Origin of the sequence: Streptacidiphilus neutrinimicus, from assembly GCF_000787815.1 — a bacterium.
Taxonomy (GTDB): domain Bacteria; phylum Actinomycetota; class Actinomycetes; order Streptomycetales; family Streptomycetaceae; genus Streptacidiphilus; species Streptacidiphilus neutrinimicus.
Genome location: NZ_BBPO01000056.1, coordinates 25508 through 45001 on the forward strand (window position 1 = coordinate 25508; position 19494 = coordinate 45001).

25 protein-coding genes and 1 tRNA gene are annotated in these 19494 nt (G+C 70.7%); 8 read left to right on the forward strand and 18 right to left on the reverse strand.

Features of this window, described 5'->3' with window-relative positions; all coding sequences use genetic code 11:
- The 3 genes from TR48_RS28400 to TR48_RS28410 form a co-directional block, all read right to left on the reverse strand.
- A partial coding sequence (locus TR48_RS28400; RefSeq protein WP_063771083.1) for a phosphotransferase occupies positions 1–614 on the reverse strand: 614 nt, incomplete at its 3' end.
- 48 nt (positions 615–662) lie between these two features.
- Complete coding sequence (locus TR48_RS28405) at positions 663–968, reverse strand: GroES family chaperonin (protein WP_174501746.1); 306 nt, start codon at positions 966–968, stop codon at positions 663–665.
- A 108-nt stretch (positions 969–1076) separates the two neighbouring features.
- Positions 1077–1418 carry a DUF3618 domain-containing protein gene (locus tag TR48_RS28410; protein WP_236652368.1) on the reverse strand — a complete coding sequence of 114 codons (342 nt, stop codon included), beginning with the start codon at positions 1416–1418 and terminating at the stop codon, positions 1077–1079.
- A gap of 132 nt (positions 1419–1550) precedes the next feature.
- Here TR48_RS28410 and bcp point away from each other — a divergent pair, with 132 nt between their 5' ends.
- On the forward strand, positions 1551–2018 hold the full coding sequence (bcp, locus tag TR48_RS28415) for a thioredoxin-dependent thiol peroxidase (RefSeq protein ID WP_042372578.1): 468 nt from the start codon (positions 1551–1553) through the stop codon (positions 2016–2018).
- 75 nt (positions 2019–2093) lie between these two features.
- Here bcp and TR48_RS28420 read toward each other — a convergent pair whose 3' ends face one another.
- Both TR48_RS28420 and TR48_RS28425 read right to left on the reverse strand, forming a co-directional pair.
- The gene (locus tag TR48_RS28420) at positions 2094–4457 is read right to left on the reverse strand and encodes a glycosyl hydrolase family 18 protein (protein WP_042372579.1); all 2364 of its coding nucleotides are present in this window, start codon (positions 4455–4457) and stop codon (positions 2094–2096) included.
- Positions 4458–4577: 120 nt separating this feature from the next.
- On the reverse strand, positions 4578–6128 hold the full coding sequence (locus TR48_RS28425) for a carbohydrate binding domain-containing protein (RefSeq protein ID WP_042372580.1): 1551 nt from the start codon (positions 6126–6128) through the stop codon (positions 4578–4580).
- A gap of 258 nt (positions 6129–6386) precedes the next feature.
- Between TR48_RS28425 and TR48_RS28430 the strand changes: the two genes are divergently transcribed.
- Positions 6387–6470 (forward strand) — tRNA-Leu (locus tag TR48_RS28430).
- 69 nt (positions 6471–6539) lie between these two features.
- Here TR48_RS28430 and rdgB read toward each other — a convergent pair.
- The 3 genes from rdgB to TR48_RS28445 all read right to left on the reverse strand — a co-directional run bounded on the left by rdgB (position 6540) and on the right by TR48_RS28445 (position 8286).
- Positions 6540–7142: an RdgB/HAM1 family non-canonical purine NTP pyrophosphatase gene (gene rdgB / locus TR48_RS28435; RefSeq protein WP_042372582.1), complete on the reverse strand. Its 603-nt coding sequence runs from the start codon at positions 7140–7142 to the stop codon at positions 6540–6542.
- 5 nt (positions 7143–7147) lie between these two features.
- Entirely contained in the window at positions 7148–7873 is a 726-nt protein-coding gene (rph, locus tag TR48_RS28440; protein ID WP_042372584.1) for a ribonuclease PH, read from the reverse strand.
- 179 nt (positions 7874–8052) lie between these two features.
- Positions 8053–8286, reverse strand: coding sequence for a PTS sugar transporter subunit IIB (locus tag TR48_RS28445; protein WP_042372585.1), 234 nt, complete (start codon positions 8284–8286; stop codon positions 8053–8055).
- Between the two features lie 211 nt (positions 8287–8497).
- Here TR48_RS28445 and TR48_RS28450 point away from each other — a divergent pair, with 211 nt between their 5' ends.
- Positions 8498–9745, forward strand: coding sequence for a PTS transporter subunit EIIC (locus TR48_RS28450; RefSeq protein ID WP_042372587.1), 1248 nt, complete (start codon positions 8498–8500; stop codon positions 9743–9745).
- A gap of 140 nt (positions 9746–9885) precedes the next feature.
- Positions 9886–11118: a PTS transporter subunit EIIC gene (locus TR48_RS28455; protein ID WP_042372589.1), complete on the forward strand. Its 1233-nt coding sequence runs from the start codon at positions 9886–9888 to the stop codon at positions 11116–11118.
- Positions 11119–11133: 15 nt separating this feature from the next.
- Here the strand turns inward: TR48_RS28455 and TR48_RS28460 are convergent, their stop codons facing one another.
- The 8 genes from TR48_RS28460 to clpS all read right to left on the reverse strand — a co-directional run bounded on the left by TR48_RS28460 (position 11134) and on the right by clpS (position 15450).
- Positions 11134–11880 (reverse strand): MBL fold metallo-hydrolase, encoded by a 747-nt coding sequence (locus TR48_RS28460; protein ID WP_042372591.1) that lies wholly within the window; start codon positions 11878–11880, stop codon positions 11134–11136.
- A gap of 151 nt (positions 11881–12031) precedes the next feature.
- Positions 12032–12223: a MarR family transcriptional regulator gene (locus TR48_RS28465; protein WP_042372593.1), complete on the reverse strand. Its 192-nt coding sequence runs from the start codon at positions 12221–12223 to the stop codon at positions 12032–12034.
- A 214-nt stretch (positions 12224–12437) separates the two neighbouring features.
- Positions 12438–13406, reverse strand: a complete 969-nt coding sequence (locus tag TR48_RS28470; protein WP_042372594.1) for a PLP-dependent cysteine synthase family protein — start codon at positions 13404–13406, stop codon at positions 12438–12440.
- 1 nt (position 13407) lies between these two features.
- Complete coding sequence (locus TR48_RS28475) at positions 13408–13686, reverse strand: MoaD/ThiS family protein (protein ID WP_042372595.1); 279 nt, start codon at positions 13684–13686, stop codon at positions 13408–13410.
- A 133-nt stretch (positions 13687–13819) separates the two neighbouring features.
- The gene (locus TR48_RS46670; RefSeq protein ID WP_369405621.1) at positions 13820–13924 is read right to left on the reverse strand and encodes a putative leader peptide; all 105 of its coding nucleotides are present in this window, start codon (positions 13922–13924) and stop codon (positions 13820–13822) included.
- Between the two features lie 128 nt (positions 13925–14052).
- Positions 14053–14475 carry a M67 family metallopeptidase gene (locus TR48_RS28480; protein WP_042372596.1) on the reverse strand — a complete coding sequence of 141 codons (423 nt, stop codon included), beginning with the start codon at positions 14473–14475 and terminating at the stop codon, positions 14053–14055.
- Positions 14476–14519: 44 nt separating this feature from the next.
- Complete coding sequence (locus TR48_RS28485; RefSeq protein WP_042372598.1) at positions 14520–15086, reverse strand: DUF2017 domain-containing protein; 567 nt, start codon at positions 15084–15086, stop codon at positions 14520–14522.
- 10 nt (positions 15087–15096) lie between these two features.
- Positions 15097–15450, reverse strand: coding sequence for an ATP-dependent Clp protease adapter ClpS (clpS, locus tag TR48_RS28490; protein ID WP_042372601.1), 354 nt, complete (start codon positions 15448–15450; stop codon positions 15097–15099).
- 93 nt (positions 15451–15543) lie between these two features.
- Here clpS and TR48_RS28495 point away from each other — a divergent pair, with 93 nt between their 5' ends.
- The 3 genes from TR48_RS28495 to TR48_RS28505 all read left to right on the forward strand — a co-directional run bounded on the left by TR48_RS28495 (position 15544) and on the right by TR48_RS28505 (position 18135).
- Positions 15544–16857, forward strand: coding sequence for a nicotinate phosphoribosyltransferase (locus tag TR48_RS28495; protein ID WP_174501745.1), 1314 nt, complete (start codon positions 15544–15546; stop codon positions 16855–16857).
- A gap of 124 nt (positions 16858–16981) precedes the next feature.
- On the forward strand, positions 16982–17575 hold the full coding sequence (locus tag TR48_RS28500; protein ID WP_042372605.1) for a nicotinamidase: 594 nt from the start codon (positions 16982–16984) through the stop codon (positions 17573–17575).
- A 302-nt stretch (positions 17576–17877) separates the two neighbouring features.
- Complete coding sequence (locus tag TR48_RS28505) at positions 17878–18135, forward strand: hypothetical protein (protein ID WP_042372608.1); 258 nt, start codon at positions 17878–17880, stop codon at positions 18133–18135.
- Between the two features lie 139 nt (positions 18136–18274).
- On the opposite strand, the gene TR48_RS28510 is transcribed toward TR48_RS28505, so the two are convergent.
- Both TR48_RS28510 and TR48_RS28515 read right to left on the reverse strand, forming a co-directional pair.
- Positions 18275–18793 (reverse strand): RDD family protein, encoded by a 519-nt coding sequence (locus TR48_RS28510; RefSeq protein ID WP_042372610.1) that lies wholly within the window; start codon positions 18791–18793, stop codon positions 18275–18277.
- A gap of 69 nt (positions 18794–18862) precedes the next feature.
- Complete coding sequence (locus TR48_RS28515) at positions 18863–19297, reverse strand: RDD family protein (protein ID WP_236652370.1); 435 nt, start codon at positions 19295–19297, stop codon at positions 18863–18865.
- 4 nt (positions 19298–19301) lie between these two features.
- Here TR48_RS28515 and TR48_RS43690 point away from each other — a divergent pair.
- Positions 19302–19494: hypothetical protein (locus tag TR48_RS43690; protein ID WP_161789924.1), on the forward strand; the 193-nt coding region annotated here is incomplete at its 3' end.

Genomic DNA, 19494 nt, shown 5'->3' on the forward strand with positions numbered 1-19494 from the left:
CCCTGGGGGACGACGACGTTCGCGGGGTGGAGATCGCCGTGGACCCAGACCCGCGGGCCCCGCCACTGCGGAGCCGCGACCGCGTCGTCCCACACGGCCTTGAGGTCGCGCTCGGCGGCGCTGCCCAGGTCCACGGCCTGCAGGAGGTGCTCGAAACCGTCCGTGCATTCCTTGGGGTGGCCGCCGCGGTCCGAGGATTTCGGCGCGTCGGTGGGCGCTTCCCCATGCAGCGCCGTCAGGAAGGCCGCCAGGAGGTCGGCCGCGTGGTCGCCGCGGGTGATCGAATCGTGGTCCAGGGGCGTGCCCTCGACCCATGTCATGACGGTCCAGACCTTGGGGAAGCGCGCGGACGGCGCACCGTTCCGCACCGGGGTCGGGATCGGCAGCGGCAGGCGCGGGGCCAGCACCGGCAGCCAGCGCCGCTCCTTGAGCTGCAGATCGGGGCCCTTGTCCATCCGCTGCATCCGGACGGCCAACTCGTCGCCGAGGCGCCACATCTGGTTGCCCCAGCCGCCCGACACCTCGCGGATGGGCAGCTCGGCCAGGTCCGGATGCTGCTCCCGCAGCAGGTCGCGGACCAGATCCTCGCTGACCTCGATCTCGGATTCGATCACGGGGAGCCACCGTACGCGAGACCTGCCGAGCCGGCCCCGCAAACGGACTTACAGGTACAGCCCCGTGCTGGTCCCGTCCGCGTCGCTCACCCGTTCGGAGGCGACCGCGTGGATGTCGCGCTCGCGCAGCAACACGTAGACGGTGCCGCGGACCTCGACCTCCGCCCGGTCCTCCGGGTCGTACAGGACCCGGTCCCCCGGCTCGATGCTGCGCACGTTCTGGCCGACCGCCACGGCTTCCGCCCACGCGCATCTTTTGGAGAGCTCGGCGGTCGCCGGGATCAGGATGCCGCCGGTGGAGCGGCGCTCGCCCTCCGGGCCCTCGGTGCGGACCAGGACGCGGTCGTGCAGCATCCGGATCGGCAGCTTCTCGCCGAAGGATGAGTCGTGCTTCTTGCTCACTGTCCCGACCGCCACCGTCTCGTCCGCGTTCACGCCTGAAACCGTACAGGCAGCCGTCGGCTACTTCTTGCGGCGGATCAGCACCAGGCCGATCACGACCGCGCCGGCCACCGCCACGACGGGGACGATCCGCTCCTTGCGCGGCTGCCCCTTCTCGTTCACGAACTGCGACCGGAGCTGCTCCACGCCCCGGTTCACCGCGACGAACGCCTGGCCGACGGTCCGGTCCACCGAGGCCTTGGCCTGCGCCTTCGCCTGGTTCATGATCGTGGAGGGGTGCACGGCCACGGCCAGCTCGTCGAGTGTGGCCGCGAGCTGCGCGCGCGTACGGGCGATGTCCGCCTCGATCTGGGCCGCGCTCCGCCGGTCCCGGCTCTCGTCCCTGATGCTGACCTCGCCCACGAGGACACCCTCTCTCGCTCGCTCGCCGACTGCTACTGCTCTTGGACAGTCTGTCAGGTCGCGCGCGGCCATGCGCAGCGGCACCCCGGCTCGTACACCGCGAGGGGCGAGCCGGAGGGGTACCGTCGCCGTATGAGTGCCCGACTTTCCCCCGGCGACGCCGCTCCCGCCTTCACCCTGCCCGACGCGGACGGCAGGCCCGTCGCCCTCGCCGACCACCTCGGCCGCAAGGTCATCGTCTACTTCTACCCGGCCGCGCTGACGCCGGGCTGCACCAAGCAGGCGTGCGACTTCACCGACAACCTGGACGTGCTCGCGGAGGCCGGCTACGACGTCATCGGCGTCTCCCCGGACAAGCCCGAGAAGCTGGCGAAGTTCCGCGAGAAGGAGCACCTCAAGGTCACCCTGGTGGGCGACCCCGAGAAGGAGGTGCTGCAGGCCTACGGCGCGTTCGGCGAGAAGACGATGTACGGCAAGACCGTCACCGGCGTGATCCGCTCCACCTTCGTCGTCGACGAGCAGGGCAAGGTCGAGCACGCCTTCTACAACGTGCGGGCCACCGGCCACGTCGCCAAGCTCATCAAGGACCTCAAGATCTGATCCGGTCCGCCACTTTGACCCGCCACGTGGCGAGGCCCCGGCGAGCGCCGGGGCCTCTCCGTTCCGCTCCGCCGTCTACTGCATCGAGCTGTTCATGGCGTTGATCAGCGTGCCGCTGCTGTCGTCGCCCTCGAAGCTGAAGGCGAAGATTCCGCCGAGCCCGTTCGCGGTGGCGTACTGGCCGCGGGCGGTGATCGCCTGCGGGGTGTCACCGGTGTAGAAGTTGGTGCCGTCGTAGATCCACGAGCTCTGCGTGGTCGGGTCCCAGTGGACCGTCGAGCCGCTTGTCAGCCCCTTGGCCGCCAGCTCCTTCCAGTCGGCGATGCCCGCCTCCTGGGTGTAGGTCTGGGCCGGGCTCGCGCCGGTCGCCGACTGGTAGAGGCCGTAGTCGCCGCCGGCCGGGACGCCGGTCCAGCCGCGGAAGTAGAACGGGACGCCGAGCACCAGCTTGGACGCCGGGAAGCCGCCGGTGATGCCGTAGGCGGGGTCGCCCGTGGTGTACGCCTTGATGGTCTCGTCGATGTTGTACTTCGCGCTTCCCGGAGCGATCGCGTTGCTCGGGTCGGCGGAGGTGTCGTGCAGCGGGTCCTGGAAGTTCGTCGGACCGGTGGAGTCCCACGCGCCGTGCATGTCGTAGGTCATCAGGTCGCCGTAGTCCAGGTACTTGGAGATGGCGGCCGGCTGGATCAGCGAGATCTTGTCCTGGCCGGAGGGCAGGGCCGCGGTCAGCATGTAGTGCTTGCCCACCGTCGCGCCGTAGGCGTCCAGCTCGCTGCGGAACTCGCCCAGCAGCGCGGTGTAGTTCGCGGTGTCGGCGGCCGAGTAGTGGTTGCCGGTGTGGCCGCCGGCCGAGGCCGGGTACTCCCAGTCGATGTCGATGCCGTCGAACAGGCCCGCCGCCGAGCCCGTGCCGCCGGAGGCGTCACCGGAGACGCCCGTCGGCAGGTTGCCCTTGATGAACATGGCGATGCAGGACGAGACGAACTTCTTACGCGACGCGTCGGTGGCGGCCACGTCGGAGAAGTACTTCGAGTAGGTCCAGCCGCCGATGGAGAGGTTGATCCGCAGGTTCGGGTACTTGGCCTTCAGCTCGCGCAACTGGTTGAAGTTGCCCTTGATCGGCTGCGACCAGGTGTCCGAGCTGCCGTCCACCGAGATGTCCGAGGTGTAGGACTTCTGGTAGTCGGCGAAGGCGTCACCCGCGCCGTCACCGGCGTTCGGGTCCGACTCGTTGGTGGAGTCCGAGGCCTTGACCGTCTCGAAGCAGGTCAGGTTGGTCGGGTCGATGTTCTCGAACGCGTAGGTGACCACCTTCATGTTCGCCGCCGCGCCCGAGGTGCCCACGTTCTTCGGGTAGTAGGCGTTGCCGTAGATCGACCACTGGTCGAAGTAGGCGGACTTCATCGCACCCGTCGGCGCCGCGCCCGTGGTGACGGTGATCGGCGTGGACTGCGCGGAGGCGTGGCCGTCCTTGTCGTAGCCCTGCACGGTGAAGGTGTAGCTGGTGTTCGGCAGCAGCGAGCTGACGGTCACCGTCGGGCCCATGGCCGTGGCCATCAGGTTGGCGCCGCTGTAGACGTAGTAGCCGGGCGTGTCGCCGGTCTGCGAGTTGTCCGTGGCGGCGTTCCAGCTGAGCGTCACCGCGTTGTTGGTGACCTTGGCGGAGACGCCGCCCGGGGTGGAGACCAGGCCGTCGCCGCCGGGGGCGGCGCCGCCGCCGCTGGTCGAGGTGGGGCTCGGGGACGGGCTGGCGGAGGCGCTCGCGGACGGGCTGGCCGAGGTCGCGGACGCGGAGGGGGACGCGCTCGTCGGCGAGGCGGACGGGCTCGCGCTCGTCGCGCTCGCGGACGGCGAGGCGGAGGTCGGGGAGGCGGACGGGCTGGTGCTGCCGCCGGAGCCGGCCGGGCCGGTCAGGCTGACGTCGTCCGCGTAGTAGGTGCCCTGGCCGTACCAGCCGTGCGTGTAGACCTGCACCGAGGTGGTGGAGGCGCCGGTGGTGAAGCTCGTGGTCAGCTGGCCGTAGCCGCTGTTGGACGGCGTCCAGGTGCTGGCGTTGACGCCGGTGCCGGTGGCGCCGAGGTACACGTACGCGCCCTGCACGTAGGCGGAGAGCGTGTAGGCGGTGTTCGGCTGGACCGCGACCGTCTGGGTGCACTGGGCGTCGTCGCTGGAGCTCGCCGCGCCCGCGAGGGCGTGGGTGCCGCCGTGGACCGGGGAGGTGACCACGGAGTCCAGCGCGGAGCAGGACCAGCCGGTCAGGCCGCCGGTCTCGAAGTCGCCGTTGGTCAGCAGGTTGGTGGCGGCCGCGCTCGCGCCGGTCAGGCTGGCGGCGAGCGCGACCGTGCCGGCCACGAGAGCGGTGGCGGTCACGAGCGCGGTGGTGCGCCGGGACCTCCGATCCGGGATCGAGGGTCGGGCGGGCAGGGCACGCTGGTGCATGGAGTGGCTCCGTGGGTCGTGGGGGTACCTGTGCCGCGCTGCTGCGCGTTGCCGTGCTGGCCACCCGCGCCGGGGTGTGGGGCCCTCCGGCGCGGGTGGGGACTCGTGGCCGACGTGGGGTCAGCCGTTGTACTGCGTGAGGATCTTCGTGAAGTCGTAGGGGTTCTGCGTCACGCTGGAGCAGGCCCCGTCGGCCCAGTAGTGCACGACGCTCGGGTCGCAGGCGCGGTCGCGGTTGACGTCCCAGTAGGAGAACGCGGCGGCGTGGTTGGCCTGGAGGTAGCCGAGCAGGTCGGTGAAGGTCGACTGGGTGTACAGCTCGCTGGGCTGGTCGGTGTGACCGTTCATCAGCTGCACCGAGAGGTGCGCCCACGCTGTGGCGGCGTCCCAGCCGTACAGCGTCTGCAACTGCTGGACGGTGTCGGCCGCGACGGTCTCGGCGGCGGCGGTCTGGGTGCCGCTGGTGAGGCCGAAGTCGAAGTCCATCAGGTTGACCCGGTCGATCCGGGCGCCGTCGTTGATGGCCTGCTGGATCTCGTCCCGCCCGGTGAGCGGGAGGCCGACGGTGGTCGCGGGGATGGTCAGCGAGACCAGCAGCTTGGGGTTCGCCGCCTCCAACTGCTTGATGGCGCCCCAGCGGACGGCCATGTTGGAGTCGAGCGCGGTGTTCTCCCAGTCGAGGTCGATCCGGGTCAGGTCGTACTTGGTGATCACCTGCTGGTACGCGGCGGCCAGGGCGGAGCTGCTGCCGCAGGACGAGCCGAGCTCGGTCCCGTTGTAGCCGCCGAAGGAGACGGCGACGTCGCCGCCGGCCGCCCGGATCGCGCTGATGTCGGCGGCCACGGCGGTGTCGGACGAGACGGGGGTGCTCGCGTTGCCGCCCCACGCGGGCGTGCAGCCGCCCGAGTCGAGCACGAAGGCGAGGTTGAACTGTTTCTCGCCGGAGCCGGAGACGATGTCGGAGATCGCCTGCGGCGAGTTGTCCAACGGCATGAAGTAGGCCGGGTGGTGGAACCCTGTGTCGACGGGCGGCGGGGTGGTCCCGGTACTGCTCGGGCTGGCGGTGGGACTGGCGCTGGCGCTGGCGCTCGCGCTGCCGGAGGGGCTCGCGCTGGCGCTGGCGCTCGCGCTCGCCGACGGCGTCCCGCCGCCAGTGGGCGCCGGGCCGGTGAGCGACAACTGGTCGGCGCCGAACGTGCCCTGGCCGTACCAGCCGTGGACCCACACCGTCACCGAGGTGGTGTTCGCGCCGGTGGTGAAGGTGGTCGACAGGGTGCTCCAACTGCTCGCGCCCGGCGTCCAGGTGCTCGTGTCGGTGGTCCCGGTGCCGGTGTCACCGAGGTAGACGTAGTTGCCCTGGACCTGCCCGGTCAGCGTGTAGGTCGAGCCGGGGACGACGGCGACGGTCTGCGAGCACTGCGCGTCGTCCTGCCCGGCGGGCGTCCCGGAGAGCGCGTAACTCCCGGCGGCGACAGGGCTGGTGACCACCTTGTCGTTGGCGCTGCAGCTCCACCCGCCGAGGTCGCCGGTCTCGAACCCGCCGTTGACCAGCAACTGCCCGCTCGCCGCCTGCGCGGCCCCGCCGACCAACGCCAGCCCACCGACACCGAGCAGCCCGGCGGTACACGCCGCGAGCACGGCCTTGACTCGTATGGGACGTCTGTCTTCCATGCCTGCTGCCTCCGCGAGGTATCGACTGCGCCCGCAGATAAATTGGCCTGGACCATCCCCGACCGTCAAGACCCCATTTGGCAACGTGTCACTTAAGCGCACTTAAGGTTCACCGAATGGGCAGCTCAGGGCCATGACCTCGAAAACTGGCCTAGTCCTATTGGTCTCAACCACAGAATCGCAGCCGTACCGATAGGGCCGTCCGGAGCAGGCCTCGGAGACAGCGGCCCGACAGCTTGAGTACGATGTCCCCTGCATGCGGCTGTGGCGAAGCAGGCAGACGCGCCAGGTTTAGGTCCTGGTGGTGGTGACACCGTGAGGGTTCGAATCCCTCCAGCCGCACGGACGATTCACCTTCACATCGAAGGCCCGCCCCGAGTCTCCCGGGACGGGCCTTCGTGCGTTCGAGTGTCAGCCCAGGAGGTCGCGGAGGATCGGGGTGAGGGCGCGGAAGGCCTCGCCGCGGTGGCTGATGGCGTTCTTCTGGTCCGGCGTCAGTTCCGCGCAGGTGACAGCGTAGCCGTCGGGCTGGAGGATCGGGTCGTAGCCGAAGCCGAAGGCGCCGACGGGCTCGAAGCGGAGGGTGCCGCGCAGACGGCCCTCGACGACGCGTTCCTCGCCGTTCGGGAGGGCCAGGGCCGCCGCGCAGGCGAAGTGGGCGCCGCGGTGGGGGTCGGCGATGTCGGAGAGCTGGGCGAGCAGCAGCTCCAGGTTGGCGCGGTCGTCGCCGTGCCGGCCGGCCCAGCGGGCGGAGAAGATACCGGGGGCGCCGCCGAGGACGTCGACGCAGAGGCCGGAGTCGTCGGCGACGGCCGGCAGGCCCGTCGCGCGGGCGAGCGCGTGCGCCTTCAGCAGGGCGTTCTCCGCGAAGGTCACGCCCGTCTCCGCGACGTCCGGCACCTCGGGGAAGGCGTCGGCGCCGACCAGGTCGACCTCGAGCCCCGCCGCGCCGAGGATCGCGCGCAGCTCGCCGACCTTGTGGCCGTTGCGGGTCGCCAGGACCAGCTTGCGCATGCCGCTCACCCCTCCAGGGCCTTGCGCTGGATCGCGGCCAGCTCGGCGCAGCCGAGCTGGCCGAGGTCCAGCAGCTGGTTCAGCAGGTCACGGTCGAAGGGCGCGCCCTCGGCGGTGCCCTGGACCTCGACGAAGCGGCCGTCGCCGGTGCAGACGATGTTCATGTCGGTGTCGGCGCGGACGTCCTCCTCGTAGCAGAGGTCCGTCATCGGCACGCCGTCGATGATGCCGACGCTCACGGCGGAGACCGCGCCGACGATCGGCTCCGCCTTCGCCCGGGTGATCTTCTTGGCCTGGGCCCAGCGGACCGCGTCGACGAGCGCCACGTACGCGCCGGTGATCGCCGCGGTGCGGGTGCCGCCGTCGGCCTGGAGGACGTCGCAGTCCAGGGCGATGGTGTTCTCCGACAGCGCTCGCAGGTCGATGACGCCGCGCAGCGAGCGGCCGATCAGGCGGCTGATCTCGTGCGTGCGGCCGCCGATCTTGCCGCGGACGGACTCGCGGTCGCTGCGGGTGTTGGTCGAGCGGGGCAGCATCGCGTACTCCGCGGTCACCCACCCCTCGCCGCTGCCGCGCCGCCAGCGCGGGACGCCCTCGGTGACGCTGGCGGTGCACAGCACCTTGGTGTCTCCGAAGGAGACCAGGACAGAGCCCTCGGCGTGCTTGCTCCAGCCGCGCTCAATGCTGATGGGACGGAGCTGTTCGGGGCTGCGGCCGTCGATGCGAGTCATGGCACCGACCCTACCGAAAGCGGCGCTGCGACATTTGACCCATATCCCCCGACCACCGGAAGACGCCGGTGGCCCGTCCCCGTGAGTGCGCACGGGGACGGGCCACCGGTGCTCGTACCCCTCCGAACGGACGGGCAGTCCCCGAACAGGCCGAGCAAGGCCGACGGATCGTCAGCGCCTCACATCATGTCCTCGATGTCGGCGGCGATCGGGTCGGCGTCGGTGCCGATGACGACCTGGATGGCGGTGCCCATCTTGACGACCCCGTGCGCCCCCGCGGCCTTGAGCGCGGCCTCGTCGACCAGGGAGGGGTCGTGGACCTCGGTGCGAAGGCGGGTGATGCAGCCTTCGACCTCTTCGATGTTCTCGATGCCGCCGAGTCCCGCGACGATCTTCTCAGCCTTCGTGGCCATCTGGTCTCTCCTGTTCTGGGCCGGGAGCACCAGTTTCAGGGGTGCTGTCCCGATCTGTCGCGTTAACGCACTAATGGCTTAGCTTCGCGAGCGAAGATCACCAAGCCGTCCGAGGATGTGCCTGACGGGCACGCCTCGCACCTAAATGGTCTACACCACTTGCCGGTCCCGGCCAAATGCGCGGAGACCACAAGCGGGGAGGGGAGACGGGATGAGTTCGGCGCAGGCCGTCGCGGGGCCCACCGCCTGGCAGAGGTTCTACAGCGGCCTGCAGAAGATGGGCCGCAGCCTTCAGCTGCCCGTGGCCGTCCTCCCGGCCGCCGGGATCCTGAACCGACTCGGCCAGCCGGACGTCTTCGGCAGCCAGGGCCTGGGCTGGAACAACGTCGCCAAGGTCTTCGCCGCGGCCGGAGGCGCGCTGCTCGGCGCCTACATCGGGCTCCCGCTGCTGTTCTGCGTCGGCGTCGCCATCGGCATGGCCAAGAAGGCGGACGGCTCCACCGCGCTGGCGGCCGTCGCCGGGTTCCTGGTCTACCGCGCCGTCCTCGACGCGTTCCCGACCAAGGACGGCCTGGCCAACCATCTGCCCTACCCGGGCCAGAATCCCGGCGTCCTCGGCGGCATCCTGCTCGGCCTGCTCACGGCCCACCTGTGGCAGCGGTACCACCGCACCCGACTGCCGGACTGGCTCGGCTTCTTCAACGGCCGCCGCCTGGTCCCGATCATCATGTCCGGCGTGGGCCTGCTGCTGGCCGTCGTCTTCATCGGCCTGTGGCCGCCGATCGGCCACGGCCTCGACCACTTCAGCACCTGGCTGACCAGCCTCGGCTGGCTGGGCTCGGGCATCTTCGGCGTCGCCAACCGCCTGCTGCTGGTGATCGGCATGCACCAGCTGATCAACACCTACGTGTGGTACCAGTACGGCACCTGGCACTACCAGGGCCAGATCTACCAGGGCGACATCCCGCGCTTCCTGCACCACGACCCCAGCGCCGGCATCTTCACCACCGGCTTCTTCCCGATCATGATGTTCGCCCTCCCGGCCGCCGCGCTGGCCATGGCTCACTGCGCCAAGCCGAGCCGTCGCAAGGAAGTGACCGGCATGATGGTCTCGCTCGGCCTCACCTCGATGATCACCGGCGTCACCGAGCCGATCGAGTTCTCCTTCGCCTACCTCGCGCCCGTGCTGTACGGCATCCACGCGCTGCTCACCGGCGTCTCGATGGCCGTCACCTGGGCCCTCGGCGTGCACGACGGCTTCACCTTCTCCGCCGGACTGATCGACTACGGGCTGAACTGGAACCTGGCCACCAAGCCCTGGCTGATCCTGCCGGTCGGCTGCGTCTTCGCGCTCGTCTACTACGGCCTGTTCCGCTTCGCGATCCTCAGGTTCGACATCAAAACCCCAGGTCGCGAGGAGGACGCCGACGAACTGGAGGCCGCCAACACCAGGGACTGAAACCCCGGGCGGATGGCTCCGCCCAAAACATCACAACTCCGACACGGAGGGTTCCGCTCCGGTAAAGCCGTGCTAAGAATGGTCTACACCACATGGTCTAAACCATCGTGGTGGGGACCATTACTTCGTTAGGGAACACCATGAGCGCAACCACCGCTGTCCCGGTGGCCCCCGCAAAGAAGCGGGGCTCGGGCGCCTTCCAGGGGCTTCAGAAGCTGGGCCGGAGCCTCCAGCTGCCGATCGCCGTCCTCCCCGCCGCCGGCATCCTGCTGCGGCTGGGCCAGCCCGACGTGTTCGGCGCCCAGGGCCTGCACTGGGGCAAGGTGGCCGCCGTCTTCGCCGCGGCCGGACAGGGCGTGTTCGACAACATGCCGCTGCTGTTCTGCATCGGCGTGGCGATCGGCTTCGCCAAGAAGGCCGACGGCTCCACGGCGCTCGCCGCCGTGGTCGGCTTCGTGGTGTACCACAACGTGCTCACCGCCTTCCCGGCCGCGGGCTCGGTCACCGCCGCGACGCCGAACGGGACCCCGCAGAACCCGGGCGTCCTCGGCGGCATCGTGATCGGCCTGCTCGCCGCCGTGCTCTGGCAGAAGTACCACCGCACCAAGCTGGTGGACTGGCTCGGCTTCTTCAACGGCCGCCGCCTCGTCCCGATCCAGATGGCCTTCGTCGGCACCCTGGTCGGCGTGCTCTTCGGCATGACCTGGGGCACCATCGGCGGCGGGCTGGACCACTTCTCCAACTGGCTGATCGGCCTCGGCCCGCTCGGCGCCGGCATCTTCGGCGTGGTCAACCGCCTGCTGCTGCCGATCGGCATGCACCAGTTCGTGAACACCTTCTTCTGGCAGCAGGTCGGCACCTACCACGGCGTCCACGGCGACCTGAACCGCTTCTTCGCGGGCGACCCGACCGCCGGTCAGTTCATGAGCGGCTTCTACCCGATCATGATGTTCGGCCTCCCGGCGGCCGCCCTGGCGATCGTGCACACCGCGCGCCCCGAGCGCCGCAAGGTGGTCGCGGGCATGATGCTCTCGGTCGCGCTCACGGCGTTCGTCACCGGCGTGACCGAGCCGATCGAGTTCGCGTTCATGTTCATCGCGCCGGTGCTGTTCGTCATCCACGCGCTGCTGACCGGCGTCTCCATGGCGGTCACCTGGGCGCTCGGCGTCCACCACGGCTTCACCTTCTCGGCAGGCCTGCTGGACTACGTGCTCAACTGGCACTTCGCCACCAAGCCCTGGATGATCATCCCGATCGGCCTGGTCTTCGCGGTGGTCTACTACACGCTGTTCCGCTTCGCGATCGTCAGGTTCAACCTCACCACCCCGGGCCGCGAGCCCGAGGAGGAGATCGAGGACGTCACCAAGGCCTGAGCGGGCGACCCCGCGTCAGATCTCGTACACCGCGCCCGGTCGAGCCAGCTCGACCGGGCCGTCGTACGTCCCGGCCGCGTCGGCGGCATTGCGCTGGGGGTCCGTCCACGGCGGGATGTGGGTCAGCACCAGGCGGCGGACGCCCGCCGCCGTGGCCAGCTCGCCGGCCTGGCGGCCGTTGAGGTGGACGTCGGCGAACTCCTCCTTGCCGTGCGTGTACGCGGCCTCGGAGAGCAGCAAGTCGGCGCCCCGGGAGAGGTCGACCAGCTGCTGACAGGGCCCGGTGTCGCCGGTGTAGACGAAGGAGCGGCCGTCGTGCTCGACCCGGAAGCCGTAGGCCTCGACCGGGTGGGCAACCCGCGTGGCGGTGATCGTGAACGGGCCCAGCTCGAACGTGCCCTCGACCAGGGTGCGGAAGTCGAAGACGCCCTTCATGCCCGGGTCCTCGTCCATGTCGTACGCGCGGGCGAGCCGCTCCGCGGTGCCGGCGGGGCCGTACACGGGCAGCAGGTCGGGGCAGCCCTCGAAGCGGTAGTTGCGGGCGACGTAGTAGGCGAGCAGGTCGATGCAGTGGTCCGGGTGCAGGTGGCTCAGCACCACCGCGTCCACGTCGTAGAGCCCGGTGTGGTTCTGCAACGCGCCGAGCGCGCCGTTGCCCAGGTCGATCACGACCTGGAAGCCGTCCGCCTCGACCAGGTAGCAGGAGCAGGCCGACTCCGCCGAGGGAAAGCTCCCGGAGCTCCCGACCACCGTCAGTTTCATGCCGCGCCCTCCGCAAGCTCACATCCACGGCTCCGTCGCCGTGAGGTCGTGAGGTCGTGAGCTATGAGAGTACGACCGGGGCCCGCCCGCAGGTCCGCCCGCCGGGCCGGTTGTGTTCGGAATCACCAGGAAGGGGGCCCGTGGTTCGCGCTCAGCGACGGTTGTGCGGACGTCGTCGCACCCATGCTCGGATCGTCTCCGGATACCAGCGCGGTTGGCCGAACGAGGTCACCACGTCCGGCTCGGGGAGGATGCCCTGTCGGCGGTAGGACTTGACCGTCTCGGGCTGCACACCGATGTGCGCGCCGATCTCCCGGTAGGACCACAGCTCCGTGGCGGTCATGCGGGGCCTCCTCCGTCGTGCCGGAACAGCGGCTGGACTGCGTGGAATCCAGCGTTTTCCGGCCCAACGAGAGGAAGCTCCCGGCATCGGGGGCTGTGGGCGTTCTGTAACGGTTTCAGGGCAGGAAACGGACAAATAATCCGGGACCATCACAGTCTTTGCAGACGGGGAGGTGTCTGCCCCGGAGGCAGCAAGGAAGGAAGGCAGCCGGGGCTCAGGCCCAGAGCTGGCCCTGCAGCGCCTCGACCGCCTGCTCCGTCGTCTCCGCCGTGTAGATGCCGGTCGACAGGTACTTCCAGCCGCCGTCGGCCACGACGAACACGATGTCCGCCCGCTCCCCCGCCTTCGCGGCCTTGCGGCCGACGCCGATCGCGGCGTGGACGCCGCAGCCGGTGGAGATGCCCGCGAAGATGCCCTCCAACTGCAGCAGCTCGCGGGTGCGGCGGACCGCGTCGGCGCTGCCGACGCTGAAGCGGGTGGTGAGGACCTCCGCGTCGTACAGCTCGGGGACGAAGCCCTCGTCCAGGTTCCGCAGGCCGTAGATCAGGTCGTCGTACCGCGGCTCGGCCGCCACGATCTGGACGCCCGGCACCTTCTCGCGCAGGAACCGGCCGACGCCCATCAGCGTGCCCGTGGTGCCGAGTCCGGCGACGAAGTGGGTGACGCTCGGCAGGTCGGCCAGGATCTCCGGGCCGGTGCCGGCGTAGTGGGCGCCGGCGTTGTCCGGGTTGCCGTACTGGTAGAGCATGACCCAGTCCGGGTGCTCCGCCGCCAGCTCCTTGGCCACCCGCACCGCCGTGTTCGAGCCGCCGGCCGCGGGCGAGGAGATGACCTCCGCGCCCCACATGCGCAGCAGCTCGCGCCGCTCCTCGCTGGTGTTCTCCGGCATGACGCAGACCATGCGGTAGCCCTTGAGCTTCGCGGCCATGGCCAGCGAGATGCCGGTGTTGCCGCTGGTGGGCTCCAGGATCGTGCAGCCCGGGGTGAGCCGGCCGGCCGCTTCGGCCCGCTCGATCATGTGCAGGGCGGGGCGGTCCTTGACCGAGCCGGTCGGGTTGCGGTCCTCCAGCTTGGCCCACAGACGTACGAGACCCGCCTCGTTGCCCGGCACGGTCGCGCTCAGGCGCGGCAGGCCGACGAGGGGGGTGTTGCCGACGGCGTCGAGGGGGGTGTCGTACTTCATGTCAGCGCGCGCCGCCGGCGACGGCGGGCAGGATGGTGACGCTGTCGCCCGCGGCGACCTCGGTGTTGATCCCGCCGAGGAAGCGGACGTCCTCGTCGTTCAGGTAGACGTTCACGAAGCGGCGCAGCTCGCCGCCGTCGACGAGACGCTCGCGCAGGCCCGGGTGGCGCACGTCGAGGTCGGTGAAGAGGGCGTCCAGGGTCGCGCCGCTGCCCTCGACGGCCTTGGCACCGTCGGTGTAGGTGCGGAGGATGGTCGGGATGCGGACCTCGATGGCCATGGCTGGGCTCCAGGAGTGGTCTCGGTGGGAGAGGCGAAGCAGGGCTGTGCGGCGGGCGGTCTGCGGGCGCCGGGCGCGCGGCGTTCGAGAGCTTCGGGTCGTACGCGACCGAGGAACGACGCCGCGACAGGGCTCAGGCGGCTGGACAGATGGCGCTGGCGAGGCGGCACAGGTCGACGTGCAGCCGCGCGACGAGGCGGATGCCGGGCGCGTGAAGGCTCATGTCGACGGAACGCATGCAGGCATCGTATAGATTCCCGCCCCCCGAACGGGATCCCCGTCCCACAGCACGGACGGAACCGTCCCGCATCCCGGAACGCCGGAGGGTCCCGCGGCCTCCGCCGGGCCCTCCGCGCCCGCGTCCGTTCAGGCCCCGATGACCTCGACGTCTTCCTCTGTGATCACACCGTCCACAATGCGATACGAGCGGAACTGGAACGGCCCCTCGTCGTTGCCGCACTCGGCGGTGGAGACGAGCACGTAGTGGGCGTTCGGCTCGGACGCGTAGGAGACGTCGGTCCGCGAGGGGTAGGCCTCGGTCGCGGTGTGGGAGTGGTAGATCACGACGGGCTCCTCGTCGCGGTCGTCCATCTCGCGGTAAAGCTTCAGCAGGTCACCCGAGTCGAACTCGTAGAACGTGGGCGAGCGCGCGGCGTTGAGCATCGGGATGAACCGCTCCGGCCGGTCGGCGCCGACGGGGCCGGCGATCACGCCGCAGGCCTCGTCAGGGTGGTCGGCGCGGGCGTGGGCGACGATCGCGTCGTGCAGTTCGCGGGTGATGGTCAGCATGGGCCCAAGGATAGGCAGGGCTCCGGACCGGCTGGATCAGCCGGTCAGACCATCGCCTCCAGCAGGGACTCCTGGAGTCCCCCCAGCCACAGGTAGGCCATCACCATCGGCTTGCGCGGGTCCTCGTCCGGCAGGGCGTAGAGGGAGTCGTCGTCCTCGGAGACGTCCAGCCGGGTGCCCAGGGTGAGCCGCAGGTCGTTCAGCGCCCCGAGCGCCTTGCGGCAGCCCTCCCCGTCCAGGCGGACCACGGGGCGGCCCTTGCGGTCCTCCTCCGCCGCGTCGATGGCGCGGACCACCGCGAAGGCGTCGTCGCGCTTGCGGGCGCGCAGGTCGTTCTCGGTGTAGCGGCGGAACTCCGACGAGTGGTCCGCCGCCTCGGGGCCCTCGGCGTACGCGTCGGGGAAGAGGCGGGCCAGGGCCGGATCGGCCGGAGGCTTGGTGGGCCCCTCGGCGAACAGCGCGGCGAGGGGGTCTTCGGGCGCGTCCTCGCCGGGGCCGGGGCCGATCAGTTCGAGCATCTGCACCATGAGGCTGCGCAGGATGGATGCCTCGACCGGGTCGAGGGTGAGCTGCGCGCCCCCACCGTGGGCGCGCTTGAACAGACCGGTCATCGATCGCCCGTCACTTGTCGTGCTGCAGCGTGGCCCAGAGCCCGAAGCCGTGCATCGCCTGGACGTCGCGTTCCATCTCCTCGCGGGTACCGCTGGAGACCGTCGCGCGGCCCTTGTGGTGCACGTCGAGCATCAGTTGACGGGCCTTCTCCTTGGGGTAGCCGAAGTACGTCTGGAAGACGTAGACGACGTAGGACATCAAGTTAACAGGGTCGTTGTGCACGATCGTCACCCAGGGGACGTCAGGGTCGGGCACCTGGAAGGGCGCCGACTCCGACTCGGTGCGCTCGATCTCCACCGGCGCGACGCTCACAGCTGCAACTCCTCGACGACGACCACTCCCGTTCCATGTCCATGCTGCCATCCGGGCGACCCCGAAGCGATCCGGGACCCGTCCGGGTGATCGTGTCCGAAGAGAAATCGTCAAAGTGACGAGATGGGGGATACGATGGTGTCCATGGATGCTGCTACGGCGTCGACCGCCCTGCTCACCGACCGCTACGAGCTCACCATGCTGCAGGCCGCCCTGCGCAGCGGTGCGGCACAGCGGCACTCCGTGTTCGAGGTCTTCACCCGCCGCCTGCCGGAAGGCCGCCGCTACGGCGTGACCGCGGGGGTCGGGCGCGTGCTGGACGCGGTCGAGAACTTCCGCTTCACCCCCGCCCAGCTGGGCTGGCTCGCCGACCAGCAGGTCGTCGACGAGGACACGCTGCGGTGGCTCGCCGACTACCGCTTCCGCGGCGACATCCGCGGCTACGGCGAGGGCGAGTGCTACTTCCCCGGCTCCCCGATCATGGTGGTCGAGGGCAGCTTCGCCGAGGCGGTGATCCTGGAGACGGTGATCCTGTCGATCCTCAACCACGACTCCGCGATCGCCGCGGCGGCCTCGCGGATGGCCGCGGCCGCCGGGGACCGTCCGGTGATCGAGATGGGCGCCCGGCGCACCCACGAGCGCGCCGCCGTCTCCGCGGCCCGCGCCGCCTACATCGCGGGCTTCGGCGCCACCTCCGACCTGCAGGCCGGCTTCGAGTACGGCATCCCGACCACCGGGACGGCCGCCCACGCCTTCACCCTGCTGCACGACACCGAGCGGGACGCCTTCACCGCCCAGATCGAGTCCATGGGCCGCGGCACCACCCTGCTGGTGGACACCTACGACCTGACCGAGGCCGTCCGCACCGCCATCGAGGTGGCCGGGCCGGATCTCGGCGCGGTCCGCATCGACTCCGGCGACCTGCTGATGCTGGCCCACCGGGTCCGCCGCCAGCTCGACGAGCTGGGCGCGGTGAAGACCCGGATCGTGGTCACCAGCGACCTGGACGAGTACGCCATCGCCGCCCTGGCCGCCGCGCCCGTCGACTCCTACGGGGTCGGCACCTCGCTGGTCACCGGCAGCGGACAGCCGACCTGCTCGATGGTCTACAAGCTGGTCGCCCGCGCGGGCGCAGGCGGCCCGAACGCGCCGCTGGTGCCGGTCGCCAAGCGCTCGGCGGGCGCGAAGGCCAGCCGTGGCGGGGCCAAGTGGGCGGCGCGGCGGCTGGACGCCGACGGCGTGGCCGAGGCCGAGGTCGTCGGGACCGGCCCGGTTCCGCCGGAGCTGCGGGAGAACCTGCTCCACCACGAGCTGGTCCGCGGCGGCGAGGTCGTCGGCCGTGAGCCGCTGGCCGCAGCACGCGAGCGCCACCTCCGCTCTCGCGGCCAACTCCCGCTGTCAGCAACGCAGTTGTCGCGCGGCGAGCCGGTCGTGCCGACGGAGTACCTCAGCAGCTGAGGGCGGGGCGTGGGACGCGCGAGGGTTGACACGCGAACATTGCGTCGCGGCCACCCCTCGCGCAATCCCCTGCCCCTCCCTACGCTGCTGCCAACACAGAGGAACGCCGAGGAGAGTCACCGCCATGCGCCGGGCACTGATCATCGTGGACGTGCAGAACGACTTCTGCGAGGGCGGCAGCCTGCCCGTCGGCGGCGGCGCCGAGGTGGCCGCCGCGATCACCGACCTCGTCGCCGAGAGCACCGGCGGTTACGACCACGTGGTCGCCACCCGCGACCACCACATCGACCCCGGCGCGCACTTCTCCGCACACCCGGACTTCCGCACCAGTTGGCCGGTCCACTGCGTCGCGGGCACCGAGGGCGTCGGCTTCCACCCCAACTTCGCGCCCGCCGTGACCTCCGGTGCGGTCGAGGCGGTCTTCGACAAGGGCGCCCACGCGGCCGCCTACAGCGGCTTCGAGGGCTTCAACGAGAACGGCGTGGGCCTCGCCGACTGGCTGCGCGCCCACCAGGTGACCGAGGTCGACGTGGTCGGCATCGCCACGGACCACTGCGTGCGCGCCACCGCGCTGGACGCGGCGCGCGAAGGGTTCACCACCCGGGTGCTGCTCGACCTGACGGCGGGCGTGGCCAAGGCCACGACGGAGACCGCGCTGACCGAACTCCACTCCGCGGGTGTGGCCTTGACCGGCACCCCGGTCGTCCTGCCTGGCTGAGCCGGCTTGGCCGACCGAAGGTTGAGCGGGGCTTGAGGGCAGGCGGACAGCATCCCAACTCGCGGCTGTGCCAGGCCGCGTGAGCCCGTGCGCCCCCCTGTGCCCCCGCCTCGGCGGTTAGGCTGGGCTTACCAGCAGACGCACCGGGTATCTGCCGTACCGGGGCGCGATCTGCGAGCAACTGCCCTACCGCACCGCTTGTTTCGACAACCGACAACAAGTCCCCGCTCGAACTCACCCCCGGCGGGCCCCGATCGATCCCGTGGCCGACCCGCAGTCCCGAAGCGAAGGACGGAACAGCCATGCCACGTCTGACGGTATCTCAGCTTGCCCTCGGCACCGCGGCCGTCGTCGGCGCGACGGTCGCCCTCCTGGCCCTCTCCGGCGCGCAGAGCATGCCGGCCATCCTGCTGCTCGCCACGGTCGCCCTCGCGGTCGGCGTCTTCGCCGCGATCCGACGGGCGAGGCCGCGCGGCGCGGCGCGCACGTCCCGCGTGGTGGCCAAGGGGCAGGCCCCCGCGGTGGAGACCCTTCCGGAGCCGGAGCGCGTCCCGCGCTGACCGCCCGCCGTACGCCCCCGTCCGGCCCTTCACTCCCTGGCCGGCGCACCCTGCCCGCCGTATCGGAGTGTGACCTTGAAGGCGCGGCGCCCCTGCCCGGGACGCCGCGCCTTCATGACCACATTCGCGCGACCCACTCTCAACGGGCCTCCACGACCACCGTCTTGGCGGCCTTGTCGTGCAGCGCCTGCCGGTAGGGCTGGTCCCAGGTGACCCAGACCCCGTCGATCGCCCACCAGAGGCAGCCGCAGACGATCACCCCGGGGAGCCCCCAGACAGCGGCGCGCGTCCACCCCGGCGAGCCCTCCGGCACGCTTCCGTCGGCCAGCACCGCGACGCGCAGGTTCATCAGCTTCTTGCCCACGGTCTGGCCACGCGACCGGGTCAGCATCAGCCCCTCGTAGACGAAGGCGACCAGCAGCGCCGCGATCGAGAAGACGAAACTCACCAGACCGCGGTCGTGCCGGTCGGAGAAGTACGCGATCAGGCTGAGCAGGAACGCGATGACGAGCACGATGCCGATGTCGATGCTCCGGGCCGTCAGCCGCCTGCCCAGCGGCGCGAGCGGCGGCATCCCGCCGACGGCGTCGGCCGGTTCGGTCGCGTGCGGCGGGTGGTAGTACGGCCCGCCGCCGTCCGGGGGCTGAGGAGTCGTCATAGCCAGCAGTGAACCACCCGACCCGGGGATTACGTCGGATTCGGTGGAGTTTCTGGCGTTTCTGGCCCGCTACCCCTTCTGCCTGGCGACGAACGTCCGACCGACCCTGTCGTGCCAGCTCTGGCGCAGTTTGCGGTCGGTGGCGCAGGGGACGAGTTCGAAGATGCCGACCACCAGGAAGACCAGCGTCTGGCACATCGCGGTCCGCAGGAAGGTGCGCCAAAGCGTCGGCCGTGCCTTGCTCCGGGCGTCCAGCACGGTCAGCCCGAAGATCGCCTTCCCCAGCGTGCGGCCCCACACCGCGAGCGGGATCGTCTCGTAGACGAGGCCCACCGCCAGCAGGGCCGCCAGCAGCAGCCCCGCATCGGCCAGCACGGTCCCGTCCACCAGCCACACCGTCTGCGGCACACCGCTGGCCTGGGCGGCGTCGATCTTCGCCTGCAGGTGCAGCGTCACCCGCTGCACGAGGACCACCCCGAGCACCGCGACCAAGGCGTAGGTCACGACCGTGTCCACGACCCGCGCCCCGATCCGCGGCCCGAGCAGCGCCGGGCGCACCGTCCGCGCCCGGCGCTGCCCCACCCCGGTCGCCGCTCTCCCCGTGCGCGGGGCGGTGCTGCCGGCCCGCGTGGGCCCGGACGTGCCGCCGCCCGGCTTCACCCGCTCGGGCGCGGCCTGCGCCGACGCGGTCTCCATGGACG